The organism is Paenibacillus sp. 37 (genome assembly GCF_008386395.1).
Lineage (GTDB): Bacteria > Bacillota > Bacilli > Paenibacillales > Paenibacillaceae > Paenibacillus > Paenibacillus amylolyticus_B.
Map to the genome: position 1 here is coordinate 6,915,506 of NZ_CP043761.1, position 17,721 is coordinate 6,933,226.

Sequence of the window (17,721 nt, forward strand, 5' to 3'; positions counted from 1 at the left end):
TTGTACCGTCAAATGAATTGTACGCGTAATTAACAACCTCGAATATGTAAAAAAGCTTTAATAACCATTCTTTACTCTTACAGGAAAAAGCCACATTCGATTGCTCGAACATGGCTTCTATAGTTTCATCCCTTTTTGCGATACACAATTTTCTTGATGCTATCGATGGATAAACAGTACTGGTCCGCAAGCTGATCAATGGTTGTTCCCGCAGCAAAAAGCTGGCGGATCTCGTCGTTCCGCTCCCGGACAATCCTTCTGCCGCCCGAGTTCTCGCCCCATTTCTTATAGGCATCCTTGGGCCTCGGAATATAGATCAGGCCTCCGGGGATATGACGCTGTATTTCTTCAAGCAATTCTTTCGGGAAGATTGTATCCGCATTAATATATTTCACGTTGCTCCACTCCTTAAAAGTTAAAATCTTTAAGGCAGCAGAGTCGTACAATGAACACATTGGATATGCACTACAATGATATGGCGGAAAAGAATTTCAAGCTCTATGCAAACAACCGCCGTTGTTCATCACATGGACTCTGCATAGAGCGGGTCGTTAAATTTATTATGAATCGAATCATGGTAGCCCCCCATTCAGTTAATCTTATTCGTGCTGAAGAACTTTTAACTATCCATTCCATAATAAGGTTTACTTTCCCAAATGGCAAAATCTACACGTCAAATCTGTAATATACCCCTGTTAATTCTTCTGACACGCTCCATAGCTTGTTTGAAATGTTAGCGTCATATAATTTTTCGATGATCTTAGTGCTCTTGGGATAGCCCTTAGTGCCGCCCATACCGCCAGGAGCTATATACTCTCCTCCCATAATCGTCGGATCTGTTGCAGCGTACAAGGTGGGTAATGCCCCCATGTGTGCAGGTTGACTAATGATTTTCAGAAGACTCCGCATGAATATATTCGCCTGTTTCCCCGAACCGAAGGAGAACAGATTGGTATTCGAAATTCCTGGATGAGCGGCGATACTCATAGAATCCATATGGGCGGAATTAAACTTATTCTGCAGTTCTCTTGCAAACATCAGATTAGCTAGCTTGCTTTGACTGTAGAACTTCATGGGATTATATCCTTTGGAGCCATCTAAATTATTAAAATCAATTGCACCATTACCAGCTGCCAAACTGCTTAGAGTAACCACTCTCGATTGCGGAGTAGAAATTAATCGAGGCAATAGCAGGCCCGTAAGTGCAAAATGCCCTAGATGATTGCTACCAAACTGCAACTCAAAGCCATCCTTCGTTAACTGGAACGGAGGGTTCATAATTCCTGCATTATTAACTAGAATGGACAAAGAATCATATTGCTCAAGAAAAGCGGCTGCGAACTTACGGATACTAGCTAAATCGCTGAGGTCGAGCTGCATAACGATTACCTCTCCAGCTACATGCACAGATTTTATTTTATTAGCTGCCTTTTCACCTTTTTCCAGATTACGAACTGCAAGGATAACTTTTGCGCCTTTTCCAGCTAACGCTAATGCCGTCTCATACCCTAATCCGCCGTTCGAACCTGTCACAATCACTACTTTATCGGATACAGTCGGGATGATGTCTTTAGTCCAAACTTCGCTCATTTGTCTACACACCTTTCTTATCTCTTCCTTGATACCCTAATATCCAGCGTTTGAAAGCTCTTATCCCCCACCATACTGACTTAAACTCCGTTCCAGCATTCCTCTAACCTGCTGTTGCAGTTCGAGCGGAGACACCACCTTCACTTCCGGCCCATAGGAGAGTAACTTTCGCGCTGTAAAAGAGAACTCCTCAGGCGGAACAAGTCCGCGCCACTCATGGCCTTCAACCGACTTGAACAACACATCTGACGCAGCAATCCTTGCTCCAAATTCCGTGAATTGCAGCACCACTTCTACGCTTGCTCTGTCTTCTTTGGCATCTAGCCACGCCTTCAGGCTCGGAACAGATGCATCCACTGATTCCATAACCGTCAACTGCTGCATGCGATCCACCCGATACAATAATACGCGGTCCTTATTACGGGCTGGCATGTACCAATGTCCCTGCTCATAGTAGATGCCATAGGGGAAGACCTTGACTTGTTTACGCCCACTGCGGGCATGATACATAAATTGGATTTCTCTCTTTTCTACCGCTGCACCCAATATCGCTGTTGTTAAAGGCTCGGCATGCCCACCGGGGTGCTGGACAAAGGTGATATGCTCTCTCATTCGCATAATTAGATCCTGTACATCCTCAGGCAAAGTAGAGAAATACTGCTCAGCCAGATGCTCACGCATCGATCCATACGGAAAATCCGGGACTTGCTGTAGATATTCCAGCATCATAAACAGCCCTAATGCCTCCTGCTGCGTGAATTGAAGAGGTGGCAAAATTCGATTGGGCAACACCCGGTATCCACCGTTCACGCCAACTTCTGTGTACAAAGGAAAGCCCAGCGCCTGCAATGCATCCAGATCCCGCTGGATCGTACGAACCGAGACGTCAAAACGTTCTGCCAGTTCCCGAGCAGTGAACTTCTGTCTGGAATCCATCAGACGCATGATAGCCAGTTTCCGATGATTCATGAATTCAACATCCTAACTACGTCAACTTTTGTCATAGTTAAAGTGTATCATACATTGTAGAAGGGAGCGATGAACATGTCTGATAACAAAACAATTTTGTACATTGCTATGAGTTTGGATGGATATATCGCAAGACTGGATGGTTCAGTCGATTGGTTATTTGATGTGGAAGGTAATGGTGGAGACAACGGGTATGCTGCCTTTTATAAAACGATCGGTAGCGTTGTTATGGGACGTTATACGTATGAAGAGGTGCTCACACTTTCCGAAGATTTCCCCTATGCGGATCGGCCAACATATGTGCTTTCTCGCTCGGAACAGCCGCCCTCTCCACATGTACAGTTTACAACCGAGACAGTAGATACGCTCATTCCCCGGTTAAAGCAAACTTCTGATGGAGACGTGTGGGTTGTGGGTGGCGGAATACTGGTTCAAGCTGTGTTAGCAAAAAAATTGCTGGATGAGATTGAAGTCGCCATCATTCCCAAAATTCTTGGTGAAGGCATTCCCTTATTCCCGACAGGCACTGTGCCAAGCCAATTCAAAATGATCCGAACCCAGACGCTGGGACAGATCATTTCAATTCGTTATGAGGTACAGAACAGCGGCACAACGGACACACCCTCGAATGTCTAGATAAGTAGAAAAGGAAAAAGACCATTCTTATGATGAAGGGACCTCATAAAGTTAGACACCATCTAACTATTGGGGTACATTTCATGAAAGAGTGGTCTTTCCATTACTATATTTCAAGTTATCCTATCATTCCTCGTACATATTCCGTTAACACCTCTGCCGTCCTACGGTGAGATAACTCGCCTGGATGGGTGCGTGCCCCTACCGTCTCTTCGGTTGTATCAGGAAGCTGGATAATCATAACCTTACGATCTCCTGTCCCCTTTGTATACGCATCAATCGCACGGTAGATGGCGGGCATCATGGGAAAACCAAGCATGCCATAAGCCCATACGAGATGTGCCGCCGGATTGTTTTTCCGAAGTTTGGACAGGAACTGTTCCACCGCTTTCTCAAAAGCAGCCAGATCCTCTTCATGATACGTACCGTCTTCGTTCAAACGTTGCTTGTACACCTTGCCCGTGTCGGGGTCTTTCCACTCAGGTGACTGAAATGCACCCCCATCATTGCTGCCCAGGTTCACGACTACCACATCCGGCTGCCAGGAACCAAAATCATGCTGATCTCCTGCGCCTAGCGCATCGTTACGTTCACCAGTAAGCAAGCCACAGACCTGTTCGTAATACTCGGGGATGTTCCCTTTTGGATTGTTATCCCAACTTGTCAGCACACCCCAGCCACTTTGCGAGATGACCCGATACTCCGCATTCAGCGCTTCTGCTGTCATAAACGTATAATTATGTATGGCGCTGAGCCACATCGGAATCCAATCTTCCTCCGCTTTTGCTCCAATCGCACCTTCGCCAGATGTAATACTGTCACCAATGAACTCGATCTTGTACGGTTTTTCCTGCACAGGCAGGAACGCTCCATCGGATTTCACCGCATGAATCTGCAAGGCACAACCCGGGTCACCACTCATCGCTTGAACATCCTTTACGATCCGTACATTCTTCACCAGATCTGCGTTCATGCCCCGGAATACACAGACCCAGTACCTTCCCACCGTTAACATCTGTCTGCTCACCGGAACACCGTTGATCAGAATGCTGATCCATGACTCATACATGTCATACTGTGACTCTACTTCAACCCATAGTTCGGAGCCCTGTACATTGAGTTCGACTGCACTCCCCGTCCAAAATAACGTCAACGGCGATCGCTCTTGAGTCGTTCTACCATGCACTTTAAGATTTCCGATCTTAGGCAGAGCATATACCTTTAAATTCTCATTAGATATCACGGTGCAAACCTCCTACGTTTGGCTCAAATTATAAGCTGGCTCTCTACATGTCTCGGATGTACGCTTAGCTGATATTATGCAACTTTTGAAGCGCTTCCTTTTTGTTTTTCAAAAAGAAAACATGCTTGCCATTGTTGCACTCATAGATGAAATCTCTCAAGCTCTTGCTGTTATGTTCTTCGAAATCTCCCACAATAGCAAGCTTAACATGATAGTTCACGTACTTCTGCAAAATCTCGCCTGCAAGTTTGGTTCTCAGTTCGAAGAACTCTTCCGTGATGTTCGATTTGTCGATAATGAGTTTATCAGCATCATCGGTATACCTTACCGAAGCCATCAAATCCAGTGCATCTTGAGCATTGTTGATGACGATGCCATCACTTTCAATAATGGCGACCTTGGAATTGCCTTGTTGATCAATAGTTATGTTCATTTCACTTTCTCCTTTGGACATCGTCTTAGGGAATTCGGCTTTTGGATATGAGATACCATATCTCAGTTATTCATCTTTTCAATCGTCTCCATATAGAACACATGCAGCACACTCCGGCTTACCACATCATCATCCACGATCATGATAGAAAGTGTCATCGACATCGGCCCCCTTGATCAGATTCATTTTGGGAATAGCTATAACAAATGTTGTCCCTGTCTCTCCCGAAGACGCCGACTCTACCTTAATTTGTCCCGCCAACGACTGGACGATATCACGCACATGGGACAGGCCAATGCCCGTCGCGGCAATGCCAACTTCATTGAACTTGGTTGTGTAGCCCGGTTCGAAGATGACATCCCGTTTGGCTTCAGGTACACCTTTTCCAGAATCCATCACGACGAATTGTACTTTTTCTTCCTGCTCATACACACGAATTCGGACCGCCCCGTCATGCTCAATCGCTTCTACCGCATTGGCAATCAGGTTATTCATTACCGTGAGAAGAGGAATGTAATACGGAGACTCACAATCATACTGTTGCTCAATATCGATCTCGACCTGCTTATGCAGCATTTCGCTATATTTTCGATTTGCTTTGCTGGCAAAGTTCAGTACTTCAGACAGGCTCATGTTAACCGCTTTTTCGTTATCATACAGCTTCAGCAGACCCGCGAGAATACGTTGTGAATCCTTCTTCACTTCATGAATCTGTTGAGCGATGCCCAGGGTACGCTGACTGTATTGATTCATGTCCTGCTCCCGGAGATCGCGATATAGATCATAGCTGTCTGCCGTAATGCCTTCGATCGTATTCATCGCTTTCTTCAGGTAAAAGACCTCGCTATACAGACCCGAGTTCACACTCAGCATCTGCTCCATCCGCTTCTCCTGCTCTGCATGTAAAAGCCGCATCTGCCTCACCGCAATGCTGTTATATAGCCCAATCACAAAGTAACTTCGCAGACCACCTACCACAAGCAGATACAACCATTCCTTCATATAAAAGATATTGGTCCCGCTTAACATTCCGCGAAAAAGAAGCTCAACAAGATTAGAGGAGAAATCGATACATGTGATTAACCCGCCGAGCAGAAGAGGCTGCATCTCATGGAATCGATGCTTGAACTTGCTAAGTCCATAGGCAAAGACCACATAATACACACCTGCCCCCAGATTGTCCCTCATGCTTTCCAGTATGGAGACGGTCTGCACATGATTGATGAGATCTGCTGACTGAAATAGCAAATTCGCGATACCTGTCAGGATCCCTGTCTTCACATAAGACAAGTGTGGCATGATCATCAGCAGAAATAAAAGGATGCTAACCCCCAGCCCGATTCGGAAGTAATCTTCCCGGAACGGATTTATCTTGAATTGCGCCCCTACCGCTGTGGCAAAGGCAATGGCCGTCATCTGTACATTTTCATTTTTGACCCAATTGCGCATCGATCTCTTCACCCACTATAACAACGTTTAGCGCCTACTGCCGGAGCCCGCGCTTCTAATGTTAAACATACTAACATATGAAAGATGCATTAGAAATAATTAAAAATAGGGACTGGATGCGCAAGCAAAACAAAAGGCCGGAAGTCTTCACTTCTGCGGCCTTTTCCTTATATCTTATCCGGAATATCAAATGATACCATCGTGCCCTCACCCGGCTCACTTACGATCGACAATCCCCGACCATACCGTTGCAGCAATCTGCGGTTTGTATTCACAATGCCTATTCCGCCTTTTCCACCTGGCGTAGCATGTAGCAGTTCTGCAACCTTCTCCGGTTCCATACCTTTGCCATTATCCTTCACCTCAATACGGGTATAACCCTCATGACGAGTGATGGATAGGCATAACGTACCGCCTACATTGCGGCTTAATAGACCGTGTCTGACGGCATTTTCAATCAAAGGCTGAATTGATAACGGCGGGAGAAGCAACGGAAGGTCCGGCTCTACGTTTAATACCACCGACAATCGATCTTCGAATCGTGTTTTTTCAATATAAAGATAGGCTTCAACGAGTTCCAGCTCATATGATAATTTCACCAGTTCCCCTGTGTTGAGATAGTTGAAGCTGATCCGTAAATAAGATGAAAAAGCTTCACCAAGCTTCCGCATATGCTCTGTATCAATATCACTTAAGACCATAAGTGAATTCAGCGTATTGAACAGGAAGTGAGGCTGAATCTGAGCCTGCAAATAAGCGGCCTCCATGCGCAGGCGCTCTTGGATAGACTGATTTAACAAGGTCAATGCACGTATCCGATATTTCAGTTCTACCGCATCTACAGGCTTCGTGACATAATCATTTGCCCCCGATGCAAACCCCGTGTAGATATCTGGCGGCTGACTTCGTGCCGTCAACAGCAGCACAGGAAGCTCAGACATCGAGAACTGTTCCCTCACCTTCTGGGTTAACTCATAGCCAGACATATTGGGCATCATCACATCTGTAATGAGCAGATCCCACTGACGTGTGCCGAGCAACTCCATCGCTTCCTGACCCGAACCTGCTGTAGTTATATCATATGGTTCCGTCGAAAGAATGCTGACCAACACATCCAGATTCACCGGATCATCATCCACAGCCAGAATGGTAGCTCTCCCCTCTTTTAACAACGGAGCCATCTCTGCCGTCGCCAAGGCTTCCGCGTCCCCCATACCTTGGCGGGGTAACAGGAATCCGCCAGGTGCATCTTCCATCATCTCGGCGGCCTGTTCCCATATCAGGGGAAGTTGTGACTGAGCCTGATTGGCGGCTTCATCCGCGAGTGGCAGATCGAAGCTGAATACCGAGCCCGTTCCGAGTTCCGAGCGAACCGTAAGTGCCCCGCCGTGCAGTTCTACGAGCTCTTTGCAGATGTTCAGTCCAAGCCCGATGCCTTGTCCGTCACTGATTCCATACGACCCTTGTTCATATGGAAGGAAAATACGCATCCGTGTATCCTCATCCATGCCAATGCCTGTATCCGTCACATGAATCAGAGCATGTCCTTCACAAATTTCGGCACTTACGGTTATCGTTCCTTCCTCTGTATGTTTAAGCGCGTTATGCAGCAGATTATACAAAATCTGAACGAGCCTTTCTTCATCAGCCATGACCAGTGGGAACGATTCCGGAATCTCCATATGAAGGTGGACTGGTTTCCGTTCTGCCATGAATTGCAGCATGGCGATAATGCCAGGCACAACCGACTGTATGGAAAGAGGACTCTGACGCAACACAATGCGGTGCTCCTTCAGTCGGACTACATCCAGTAGATCACCAAGGAGATGCGACATCCGTCGACCGATCGTAACCAGCAACTCCATATCCTCCAGGCTCCGTTCATCCAACCGGTTTTTCTCTCGGGTGACCACGTTGTGAGCGATGTTAATGATCCCGTGCAGTGGGGTCCGCAGTTCATGTGATGTATTCGCCAAGAATTGATCTTTAATTTTGTCACCCTTCTGCAGTTCTGTATTCAGCTTCATATTCTCTTTGGCATTCCTGAAGTATTTCTTGAACCAATAGGCGGAGAAGCCGGTAATGGCAAAGATGATGTCAATAGGGTAATAGACTGTTGTCACATCTCTGGCTGTCTCGGCCACACTCCATAACAGGTTGGATGTAATGCCTCCTGCAGTAAGCAGCAGAAAAACAATATCCCGGTCTGCCTGTTTCCTGAAGATCATCGTTCCCACGATATATAGAAACCAGATCAGGGATACAAGAAAGAAAAGGTTAATGAAGTTGTAATGGATCATGGTATATGTAATATGAATGGGCACAACCACAATCACGGCCGTATAGATCAAGGTCATGACAACATGCCACTGTAGCCATGCCTTTCGTAGATGAACCATCGTTAATCTCTGGAATAACAGCAGGATACAAGCATTTTGCAGCAATAATGAGATCAATCGAATTTTAATGCCCCAGGTATAATTGATCGGAAGCCATAACATCAAAATATTATCATGACCCATCGTAACCGTGATGCCAACAGTTAAAGTTAATACGGCTCCAACCAGCAAGGATCGTTCCTGCCGATTAAATGCGTAAAGAATACAGGCATACATGCCGTGAAGGAGCAAAATCAGAAAGATGACCAGCTGAAAACCAATGGAGTACCACCGCGAGTAATCAACAGCTGCCTGTGAGCCAAAGCGAACAGGTTTGCTAATTCCACCCATATATGGGCTGTCGTAATTGGCTACGCGAATCAGTAGTTCAATGGAGGTTGTTCCTTCCTGATCGTAGGTCACTGTATATGAAGTACTCCCGGGTATATATGTAATGCTATCCGAGGAGACCTCACCTGTGCCCCCGTTGGCGTCTCCGTTCAACTCAATCTCGGATGAACTTCGAATCCCCTTGAACCAGAAGGTAACGGGCGTCTGAAGTGGGTCTGTCAAAATACGCAATCGATACGTTCCATAACCGTACGAACTCTCATGTTCCTGATTCTGTGCACTCCCCCAGTCTCCTGGGACCTGAACACTCTTCGCACCGCCATCCCTCTTGGAAATATTTTGCAGGGTCAGTAATTCGTCCGGGTAAAGTTCCCATTCCCCGTTCAAGTACATAACAGGGGACTGATCCAGATCCACATCTCTCAGATCAAGCACCCCGTTAACGGCGCGATGTTCATCTACTGTGTTGAATAACTCTGACCATACCGAGCGCATGCCAAGTAACACTCCAAAAATGATTAGCATGATGATCAAATATTTGTAACGGTCCATACGTTTTGTTTGAAGTAATTTCATTAATTATTTTTTCATGACTTTGGTTAAACCGAGCTTCCAGTCCTGATACCATTCGGTAATGTCCTCACTGATCGGTATCTCCAAATCTTGCTCCATTCTGGTGGTTAAGAGACGATACTGCTCCTCTACACCGAGATCGTTGTGCATTTCATCATATAACTTCATTAGCATATAATAACTTTCTTCTTCATCCGGAAGCATATGCTGGATACGTTGTGTACTCTCGATCACTTTTTCCACCAGCCCATGCTGCTGGTAATACAAACTTAGTTGTCTCATATGATACAGCCACAGATAGCGTAATCTTTCCCGCTCAGGTTCAGCCCACATGTATTCATAATTGCCAAGATAGGTACCCTTATATAGATGAAGCGCTTGCTCATAGGCATGAACGGTACTTGCGTCTACAACTTTCCATTGCCTGATTTCCCGTTCCCACTGCTCACTATCCAACTGAGCCTCACCCAATTCGAGTCGATAGCCTGCCTCCAGGTGTCCACTCTGAATCTTGATCATATCCATATTGCAAGTTTTCAGGGTTTGGCGGACATGATAAATCGCAGTGTAGAGTTGGTGTGCCGTCTTTTCCTCTTCCATTCCCGGCCACAGAAGCTCCAGCAGAACACTTCGATGGACGACCTGGTTCCGGTGGTGAAGCAAGTATGCAAACAGCTCCTGCGCCTTGCTTGTACGCCATTTAGCAACCTGGATATCCTTTCCTGGAAGCTTAAACTGAATCTGATTAAAACAGCAAATTAAAGGTACGTTTGTATCCTTTGAATGCTGCTCCCGTTTTACGCTCAGTTTCTCTCTTACGCGGCTTACCGTCTGCTTCAATCGATCCTTTTGGATGGGCTTCATCACATAATCCAAAGCCTGTAATTCGAAAGCATGCACCGCATATTGATCGTAACTGGTCACAAATATAATTTCGGTGCCCGGTGTTGCCGTCTGAATCTGTCTTCCCAGATCCATACCATCCATCTCCGGCATATGAATATCCAGAAATACAACATCAGGACGGTGCTCCACAATACCCGCCACAGCCTCTGTTGGATTCATATATGTAGCAATAATTTCAATGCCGCTTACTTCTTTTTCTAGTGATTTTTGAAGGCCTATCAACGCTAGACGTTCGTCGTCAACCAATATCACTTTCACAGGAGCTTCCTCCTCGACCCTGAGGCCTTGAGATGTATTTTTTCACTATTATATCATAGGCATTTTAAGTATTTAGCGTTCTTAGTTATCCATTTTTAATTTTTAGCAATTTAATTGTATAATACTAAATAGAAGACAGGTTATCAGATCCGGTCTTGGAAGAGAGGAAGGTACCATATGTCAGATGTTAATCAAAGCTTTGCGCAAGCCCTTGTCAAATCATTAGTAGGGGAACGTGGCCACATCCGCATCGCCCGTGCTCTACCCGACATCGATGTCACACTTGCTGCTCGTACGCACGATGCCATGCCATATACGATCTATCAGTTGGTGAAGCACATGCATTATTGGCAGCAATTTATGCTCGACCACTTGGAAGGACGCAAGCCACAGCTCCCTGCTAACGTGAGTGAGAGCTGGCCTGAGGAGAAGGGCCCACAGGATGAAGCCACGTGGAAGGCAGATATTCAGGCATTCTTGGATGGGGTTGATCAAGCCGTAGCCATTGCAGAAACTGCACAATTGGATGATCCACTGCTCTATTTCCCGGGTGAAACTAAAGCAGGACTTCTGCGCAATATCGCCTCCCATAACTCGTACCATCTGGGTGAGATTGTTCTGCTGCGTCGCTTCTACGGCGCATGGCCGCCTCCAGGTGGCGGATATCCGGCGTAAACCATCTCCACAACAGATCTATTGAACGAATATACAGACACATCTAAGCTGTGAAAGGACGATTGTTCCTTTTACAGCTTCTTGTGGTTATAGGCAAGTACCATCCATTGAAGTGCCAATTATAATGCTCATGTCCTGCTCCAGGCTCATATATTACTTCAAAGTACGTATATGACTTTGAGGTGCGTACTTCTCATCCTTCTTTTTCTGACCCACAATATGAACAGAAGAAGAGAGGAGCATGTCCATTGAAACCCGAACAATCCGTTACCCGTTACACCGCACTTGTCATTGGTGCTGGAGGCGTCATTGGAAGAAACCTTATGGATTATCTGATGACACTTCCCCAGTGGAATGTCATTGGTGTATCTCGCCGCGGAGGGGAAGATGCCCCTAGGTTGCGTTATATATCAGCTGATTTACTGAACGAAGCAGACACACAAGACAAACTGAGCCATTTAACGACCGTTACGCATATTTTCTACGCCGCGTATCAGGATCGTCCAACCTGGGCCGAATTGGTACAGCCCAACTTGGCCATGCTCGTCAATGTGGTGAATACGATTGAACCGATTGCTCCAAATCTCCAACATATTAGCCTAATGCAAGGTTATAAAGTGTACGGTGCACATCTCGGGCCATTCAAAACACCTGCCAAAGAAACGGACGCATATCATATGCCCCCCGAATTCAATGTCGATCAGCAACGGTTTCTCGAAGATCGGCAACCCGGAAGCAGCTGGACCTGGTCAGCCCTGCGCCCTTCGGTGGTATGTGGCTTCGCTCTGGGTAATCCAATGAACCTTGCCATGGTTATTGGCGTATATGCGGCTATCTCCAAGGAGCTTGGCTTACCACTTCGATTCCCTGGGAAACCAGGAGCGTATCATTCGCTGCTTGAAATGACTGATGCCACATTGCTGGCTCATGCAACCGTATGGGCAGCAACCGAACCTCGCTGTGCCAATCAGGCATTTAATATCACCAATGGCGATCTGTTTCGCTGGAATGAGCTCTGGCCCAAAATTGCTGCATTTTTCAAATTGGAAACCGCACCGCCACTCACCCTCTCACTTGCAACTGTGATGGCAGATAAAGAAGATCTTTGGGATTCCATGATTGAAAAGTATGGTTTGGTAAACACCCCTTATGATGATGTCTCTTCCTGGGCATTTGGTGACTTTGTCTTCTCGTGGGATTACGATTTCTTCGCAGATGGTTCCAAAGCTCGCCGCTTCGGATTTCATGATTTTATTGACACTGAGGCTATGTTTATGGATATTTTCAGAAATCTACGTGATCGCAAGATCCTTCCGTAACTTAGATAAATGCAGAATAAGCCGATTCCTGAATTCCAGAATCGGCTTATATAAGTCACTCAACGTCAGTAGTCGTTGGCGGCTTAAACAGAATTTTTCCTCGATCACCATAAACATTCTCCACGTGTATATCGCCCCATCTACACATTAGATGAAGAATCTCTTTAAGACTCCACCCATACGCTGTTAACTCATACTCCACTTTAGGCGGAACCTGGTGATGGGAAATTCGGACAATAACCCCCGCCTCCGTTAGTTCACCAAGTTGCTGCGTCAGCACTTTCTGGGTGATCGCAGGGATCAGTTTCATCAGCTCACCATTACGTTTCTTGCCAAAGGTAAGATGGAATAGAATAACAGGCTTCCACTTTCCCCCGATTACCTCAAGAAAAGCTTCAACTGCGGTGTTATATACTTTGAGCGGTTCCTCCATATCACCTTCGGTCTCCCTTCGAGTCTATTGCTCAATCTTCCCGATTCATCTTCTCAAAAATATGGACTAGTTGCGCTCGATCCTCTTCGTTTAATTTCTGGAATAAATTCTTACGCAGCTTCTGGCCCTCCAATATTGCTCTTCCGAGGACTTCGGTCCCTTTATCCGTAATGTTCAAATAAATAATGCGGCGGTCCGCTTCATCTACCATTCTGACGACTAGTTCCTTGGCTACCATCTTGTCCGATAAATAACTGAGTGTAGGCGGCGTGAACCCTAACATTTTTGCAATATCCGAAGGTCGGCTTTTTCCATTTTGATGGAGATGGCTGAGTACAAGCACATGAGAGACACCGAGGTCCTCATTGAATGATTTGTTCCATTGTATGATCAATTTATTAGTGAAATTATCCATGTTGTGTATAAGCTCAAAAATGTTCTGTTCTTCCATTAGATCCTCCTCGAAAAAATAAACAACAGCCCTCATTTAACTTAAGGGCTGTCATCATTTTACACGCTATTGGGCTGAGTAGCCACCATCGATCACCAGTTCAGATCCGGTAATGTACGAAGAATCATCCGACGCCAGGAACAACGCGGCTTTGGCAATATCAATAGCCTGGCCCAGACGCTGCAAAGGCGTTGCCTGAATTAACCGTTCAAGCAGTTCCTTTGAGGTGTTCAAGGATTGGGTCATTGGTGTTTCGATGATCCCAGGAAAAAGAGCATTCACACGAATACCTTGACGTCCGAAGGTGGTCGCAGCAGCTTTGGATAATGCACGTACCGCGCCTTTGGACGCCGAGTAATGGTTAAAGCCTTGTCCAATCAAAGCGGTATATGATGAGATATTGACGATAGAACCTTTTTTCTGGGCTGCCATATAAGGAGTGACATGTTTCATGCCAGCGAATGGGCCGTAACCGTTAATGGAAAGCATTTTCCCCCAATCCTGTGCATTGATTTCCTCAAATGGCTTCTCGGAAGAAATGCCCGCATTATTGACCAGAATATCAATTTTCCCAAATCGTTCATTCACTACTTTCGCCAGTGCCTGCCAATCTTCATCCGAAGATACATTCAACTTCATTCCGTACACATTCTCTTTTTGGCTTACTCTCTCCAGTGCTTCCTCATTAATGTCTGCAGCAATGACGATGGCGCCTTCCTGTGCAAAAAGATCTACCATGCCCTCTCCGATTCCCGAGGCTCCGCCAGTAATAATAGCTACTTTATTATCTAATTTTCCCATGTGAATTGCTCCTAACGTATTTTATTTATTTGTAAGTAACAAGGGCTACTTTGTTTTTCTTTCTTAACATGATGCGTAGCCCTTTCTTGAAGAAACCAAGGTATTTAGATATATAATATTTAGATGACTAAATATTATATATCTAAATACTAGCAAAGTAACTGCCTTAATGCAACGAGTACAGCTCTATATACTTATTTTGGATATCTTGGCGAAGCTAACGCAGTTAGTAAAAGCTCGGTTTGGGTGACATTTCCGACTTATCGCGCATAACTAGGCAACAAAAAGACTGCATCCGTCATGACGGATGCAGTCTTTTCAACGTTTTGTATAAAAAGAAGCCCATACCTTTACTTACAATGCACCTTTAAGGTTTGCAGGTTGATTTTCCTCATTTACCAGACCTTGAATAAAGATTTCAAAATTGGGTGCAAGCCACGTAATCTTGTAGCTTTCTTTTTTATCCACATGAACAACCTCGGGCTCACCAGCATTGCCGGATTCACGATAATCCAGCATCACCACCTCCGAATCGGAAGGGCACTCACAGATGACAACACCGATTTCGGGGTAACCCCCCTGCTCGATAATAAACCGGCTGCCAGTTTCACCACCTAACGAATGTGCTTTCTCACGTCCAATTCCCAGTATCCCCTTGACCTCAACGCGGACTTTCTTGGCAGCCTCTGCTTGGCTAACCGGAAAATGCCTATAGTGGGGGACACCGCCATTATGTAATTTCATCATGTTAATATAGGATGTTGGCAGCTTAAACACCAACTGCTCCTCCACTGACTCGACCTGTTCATCGGTAGGCGGGGCCAACACATATTGATCCACGGCTTCAGCACTGTCATTCCAAAAACCTGTTGGTTCCAGATGGCTAACACTAACAGGTACGGTTGAGATCTCAGTAATAGATGGGAAGGTATCCACCGATTCGTCTACGGATTCCTCTGAGGGTTCCTCCTCCATTTTACTTCGAATCCATTCCAGAAACTCCAGCGTATCTTCATCCTCAGGGTCCAATTCATCCGCTCTTTCGAACGCTTGTAGCGCATGCGCATATTGCTCGAGATAATAATAAGCCAGTCCAATCCGATAATGCCAGAGTGGGTCACCTGTGCCCTCTTTAGCAACCGTCAGGAATTGTTCAACCGCTTCTTCATACCGTTCCAGGTTATTCAGCGCTCGGCCCAGATGGTTAACCAGCTCATAATCCCTTTCTTCCACAGGAATCGCTTGAATTGCATCCACAATTTCCTGAAACTCATCTTCTTCATGCCACTCTTGCAATTGAACCAACAGATCGTCTCTCATTCTCTTTTCCTCCCCGTTCATTCACTCATGATTACGTATTGAAAATTATACCACTATCCGGATCACCATCTCCAGCAAAGCAAGATCCTTAGTGATATCATGAATTGATATCTTTTCATTTCCGATGACAAAGCTAAAAGAGGTAACCTGAACCCTGTTAAGAAAACCAGGCAGGTTACCTCTTTTATTCCTTCCACGATATTGCATTCTTAATTCAATTCAGTAACTCCACACAATCGTAAACCCATCCTGCACTTAACCAGTTCCCCAAATCACTGGAACCACTGATCGGCGTAATCTTGATAGTATTGGAACCATTCACGAAGTAAGATGCCGGGACATTCCAGCTGAACGTTGTGTTGTTGCCACGATAGGTACCAATCGTGAAGCTACGAGAATTGGGCTGTGAAGATGCAGCAGGATTGGTTAAAGCATGTCCATTAACCGTTACGCTAGGTCTGCCATTATTGTAAGCTGCGGTAATACCGATGTTGAGCGTATGAGAAGATGCCGCTTGAGATGCATTCAAATTAAACGTTATTGTGGTTGGAGAATTCTGACCACGGAACTGGATTGCCGGGAATCGATTGGTCGCGCTACCGGTGGCATAGGTGACAGGTCCCCAGCTTGGGTTGCGACTATCGGACGGGTGACGGATCGGAATGGTCTGTCCATTCAGGAACTCCCGTGGTGTACCATCCCAGTTGCCGATTCGCCAGATGTTGGAGGCTTGACTCGGATCATTGTTGATCGTACGTGTATTCAGAGTCGTCGTTTGGCCTGCCGTGACATTAACCGTTTCCGTATATACCGCCAGTTCTCCCTTATAGGCTGTCATGGTGTATGTCCCTGGGATCATGCTATATTTGGCGGCTGCCCCACTTGAAGAGGTACCCACCCAATACTGAGCATTACTATTGGCGAACCCAATTGTATATGCATAACCCGTATCCATTCCGGAGAGACCATTAAGCACTACGTTCCCTCGACTGGAAACCCAACCCTGCAAGTTCAGACCAGACATCCAGCTGAAGTCGGGTACACTTGGGGTACCACCTGTGGTGAAGATCAAAGCGTACGGCCCATGCAGACCCAGGCGCCAATTTTCCGTCTGTGCATGTCCCGAGTTCATATAATTATAGACTTCCGTCTCTGTTCCACTTTGGAACTGAATGTCACGGAAGAATGGGCCGCCAGAGCTTTTTTCCCGATTGCCGTAGGCCATAAATACACCGACGCCATTCCCCGTCACCCCACGAACAGATAAGTCTTTGGCCTGATCATTACCATAATATTTGGAGGCCGACTGTCCATTTGCAAACCCGAACACATCCTGACTTTCAATTGCTCCAGTGTTACCCCGGTTATTAGAATTCGCCGGAACACCTGTCAACACACTACCATTACCACGGAAAATGTACCGTAACTCTCCAATCGAAGGTTGAGCCGTGATATGCGTTGCCATGTATATGATATTCTCGCCACCACGCGAAGCATAATAGTGAGTTAATGTGCTTGTAGATACCGTAATTAACACGGTCGATCCAGAAGGAGAGGTATTCCAAGTCACATTGGCGGATGAACCCAAACCTGACCCGATGTGCGACCCTCTGTTGCTGTTCAGCTCCGTACCGTTCATTTTGGCCGATATAATATCGCCATTGGTTTTATTCACCACATAGACTAATCCTGATCCGGTGTTTACTTCGATTCTTGTGCCGTTATCGGTCACATTTATGGTTGCCGCGTGTCCGGTAGATGCAGGGTATACAGCAGCTGTTGCAATCATGACGACAATTAAAAACAAACCAAGCGCCTTTCTCACTATACTTTTGGTCATGAGTAAATCCCTCCTTGGAAATCATTGAATAAAGCGCTTACATTACAATGTATAATAACTGACACTTCCGTCTCATATCTCTATGTCTGCTATGTG

16 protein-coding genes are annotated in these 17,721 nt (G+C 45.9%); 3 read left to right on the top strand and 13 right to left on the bottom strand.

Translation table 11 applies throughout. From position 1 onward, the window contains the following. Positions 1-125: 125 nt before the first annotated feature. The 3 genes from F0220_RS29640 to F0220_RS29650 form a co-directional block, all read right to left on the bottom strand. Positions 126-395: a CD3324 family protein gene (locus F0220_RS29640; RefSeq protein ID WP_091012335.1), complete on the bottom strand. Its 270-nt coding sequence runs from the start codon at positions 393-395 to the stop codon at positions 126-128. Between the two features lie 271 nt (positions 396-666). Continuing rightward, positions 667-1,590 (bottom strand): oxidoreductase, encoded by a 924-nt coding sequence (locus F0220_RS29645; protein ID WP_105600537.1) that lies wholly within the window; start codon positions 1,588-1,590, stop codon positions 667-669. A 60-nt stretch (positions 1,591-1,650) separates the two neighbouring features. Beyond that, positions 1,651-2,559 carry a helix-turn-helix transcriptional regulator gene (locus F0220_RS29650; protein ID WP_105600539.1) on the bottom strand — a complete coding sequence of 303 codons (909 nt, stop codon included), beginning with the start codon at positions 2,557-2,559 and terminating at the stop codon, positions 1,651-1,653. A gap of 69 nt (positions 2,560-2,628) precedes the next feature. Here F0220_RS29650 and F0220_RS29655 point away from each other — a divergent pair, with 69 nt between their 5' ends. After that, positions 2,629-3,195: a dihydrofolate reductase family protein gene (locus F0220_RS29655; protein WP_105600540.1), complete on the top strand. Its 567-nt coding sequence runs from the start codon at positions 2,629-2,631 to the stop codon at positions 3,193-3,195. Positions 3,196-3,313: 118 nt separating this feature from the next. Here F0220_RS29655 and F0220_RS29660 read toward each other — a convergent pair whose 3' ends face one another. The 5 genes from F0220_RS29660 to F0220_RS29680 form a co-directional block, all read right to left on the bottom strand. Beyond that, entirely contained in the window at positions 3,314-4,438 is a 1,125-nt protein-coding gene (locus F0220_RS29660) for an SGNH/GDSL hydrolase family protein (protein WP_149846874.1), read from the bottom strand. Between the two features lie 64 nt (positions 4,439-4,502). Beyond that, the gene (locus tag F0220_RS29665) at positions 4,503-4,871 is read right to left on the bottom strand and encodes a DUF4180 domain-containing protein (protein WP_105600543.1); all 369 of its coding nucleotides are present in this window, start codon (positions 4,869-4,871) and stop codon (positions 4,503-4,505) included. A gap of 129 nt (positions 4,872-5,000) precedes the next feature. Continuing rightward, complete coding sequence (locus F0220_RS29670; RefSeq protein ID WP_223199816.1) at positions 5,001-6,332, bottom strand: ATP-binding protein; 1,332 nt, start codon at positions 6,330-6,332, stop codon at positions 5,001-5,003. 155 nt (positions 6,333-6,487) lie between these two features. Beyond that, positions 6,488-9,625 carry a hybrid sensor histidine kinase/response regulator gene (locus F0220_RS29675; protein WP_105600546.1) on the bottom strand — a complete coding sequence of 1,046 codons (3,138 nt, stop codon included), beginning with the start codon at positions 9,623-9,625 and terminating at the stop codon, positions 6,488-6,490. 3 nt (positions 9,626-9,628) lie between these two features. Then, on the bottom strand, positions 9,629-10,786 hold the full coding sequence (locus F0220_RS29680; protein ID WP_105600548.1) for a response regulator: 1,158 nt from the start codon (positions 10,784-10,786) through the stop codon (positions 9,629-9,631). Between the two features lie 177 nt (positions 10,787-10,963). Between F0220_RS29680 and F0220_RS29685 the strand changes: the two genes are divergently transcribed. Together F0220_RS29685 and F0220_RS29690 are read left to right on the top strand one after the other, a co-directional pair. Further along, complete coding sequence (locus tag F0220_RS29685; RefSeq protein WP_091012319.1) at positions 10,964-11,461, top strand: DinB family protein; 498 nt, start codon at positions 10,964-10,966, stop codon at positions 11,459-11,461. A 248-nt stretch (positions 11,462-11,709) separates the two neighbouring features. Continuing rightward, positions 11,710-12,780 (top strand): SDR family oxidoreductase, encoded by a 1,071-nt coding sequence (locus F0220_RS29690; protein ID WP_105600550.1) that lies wholly within the window; start codon positions 11,710-11,712, stop codon positions 12,778-12,780. A 55-nt stretch (positions 12,781-12,835) separates the two neighbouring features. Here the strand turns inward: F0220_RS29690 and F0220_RS29695 are convergent, their stop codons facing one another. From F0220_RS29695 to F0220_RS29715, 5 genes are all read right to left on the bottom strand, one after another. Further along, positions 12,836-13,213, bottom strand: a complete 378-nt coding sequence (locus F0220_RS29695; RefSeq protein WP_091012315.1) for a winged helix-turn-helix transcriptional regulator — start codon at positions 13,211-13,213, stop codon at positions 12,836-12,838. Between the two features lie 31 nt (positions 13,214-13,244). After that, positions 13,245-13,664, bottom strand: coding sequence for a MarR family winged helix-turn-helix transcriptional regulator (locus F0220_RS29700; RefSeq protein ID WP_105600551.1), 420 nt, complete (start codon positions 13,662-13,664; stop codon positions 13,245-13,247). A 66-nt stretch (positions 13,665-13,730) separates the two neighbouring features. Continuing rightward, positions 13,731-14,465, bottom strand: a complete 735-nt coding sequence (locus tag F0220_RS29705; RefSeq protein WP_105600553.1) for an SDR family NAD(P)-dependent oxidoreductase — start codon at positions 14,463-14,465, stop codon at positions 13,731-13,733. Between the two features lie 354 nt (positions 14,466-14,819). After that, positions 14,820-15,785: an SMI1/KNR4 family protein gene (locus F0220_RS29710; protein ID WP_105600554.1), complete on the bottom strand. Its 966-nt coding sequence runs from the start codon at positions 15,783-15,785 to the stop codon at positions 14,820-14,822. A 214-nt stretch (positions 15,786-15,999) separates the two neighbouring features. Continuing rightward, a complete protein-coding gene (locus F0220_RS29715) occupies positions 16,000-17,625 on the bottom strand; it encodes a rhamnogalacturonan lyase B N-terminal domain-containing protein (protein WP_105600556.1) in 1,626 nt (541 codons plus the stop codon). Between the last annotated feature and the right edge of the window lie 96 nt (positions 17,626-17,721).

What these genes read in the sequence shown, in the direction of transcription:
- F0220_RS29645 (WP_105600537.1), bottom strand. Translation starts at nt 1,590, where the DNA reads ATGAGCGAAGTTTGGACTAAAGACATCATCCCGACTGTATCCGATAAA.
- F0220_RS29650 (WP_105600539.1), bottom strand. Translation starts at nt 2,559, where the DNA reads ATGAATCATCGGAAACTGGCTATCATGCGTCTGATGGATTCCAGACAG.
- F0220_RS29655 (WP_105600540.1), top strand. Translation starts at nt 2,629, where the DNA reads ATGAACATGTCTGATAACAAAACAATTTTGTACATTGCTATGAGTTTG.
- F0220_RS29665 (WP_105600543.1), bottom strand. Translation starts at nt 4,871, where the DNA reads ATGAACATAACTATTGATCAACAAGGCAATTCCAAGGTCGCCATTATT.
- F0220_RS29675 (WP_105600546.1), bottom strand. Translation starts at nt 9,625, where the DNA reads ATGAAATTACTTCAAACAAAACGTATGGACCGTTACAAATATTTGATC.
- F0220_RS29685 (WP_091012319.1), top strand. Translation starts at nt 10,964, where the DNA reads ATGTCAGATGTTAATCAAAGCTTTGCGCAAGCCCTTGTCAAATCATTA.
- F0220_RS29695 (WP_091012315.1), bottom strand. Translation starts at nt 13,213, where the DNA reads ATGGAGGAACCGCTCAAAGTATATAACACCGCAGTTGAAGCTTTTCTT.
- F0220_RS29700 (WP_105600551.1), bottom strand. Translation starts at nt 13,664, where the DNA reads ATGGAAGAACAGAACATTTTTGAGCTTATACACAACATGGATAATTTC.
- F0220_RS29705 (WP_105600553.1), bottom strand. Translation starts at nt 14,465, where the DNA reads ATGGGAAAATTAGATAATAAAGTAGCTATTATTACTGGCGGAGCCTCG.
- F0220_RS29710 (WP_105600554.1), bottom strand. Translation starts at nt 15,785, where the DNA reads ATGAGAGACGATCTGTTGGTTCAATTGCAAGAGTGGCATGAAGAAGAT.
- F0220_RS29715 (WP_105600556.1), bottom strand. Translation starts at nt 17,625, where the DNA reads ATGACCAAAAGTATAGTGAGAAAGGCGCTTGGTTTGTTTTTAATTGTC.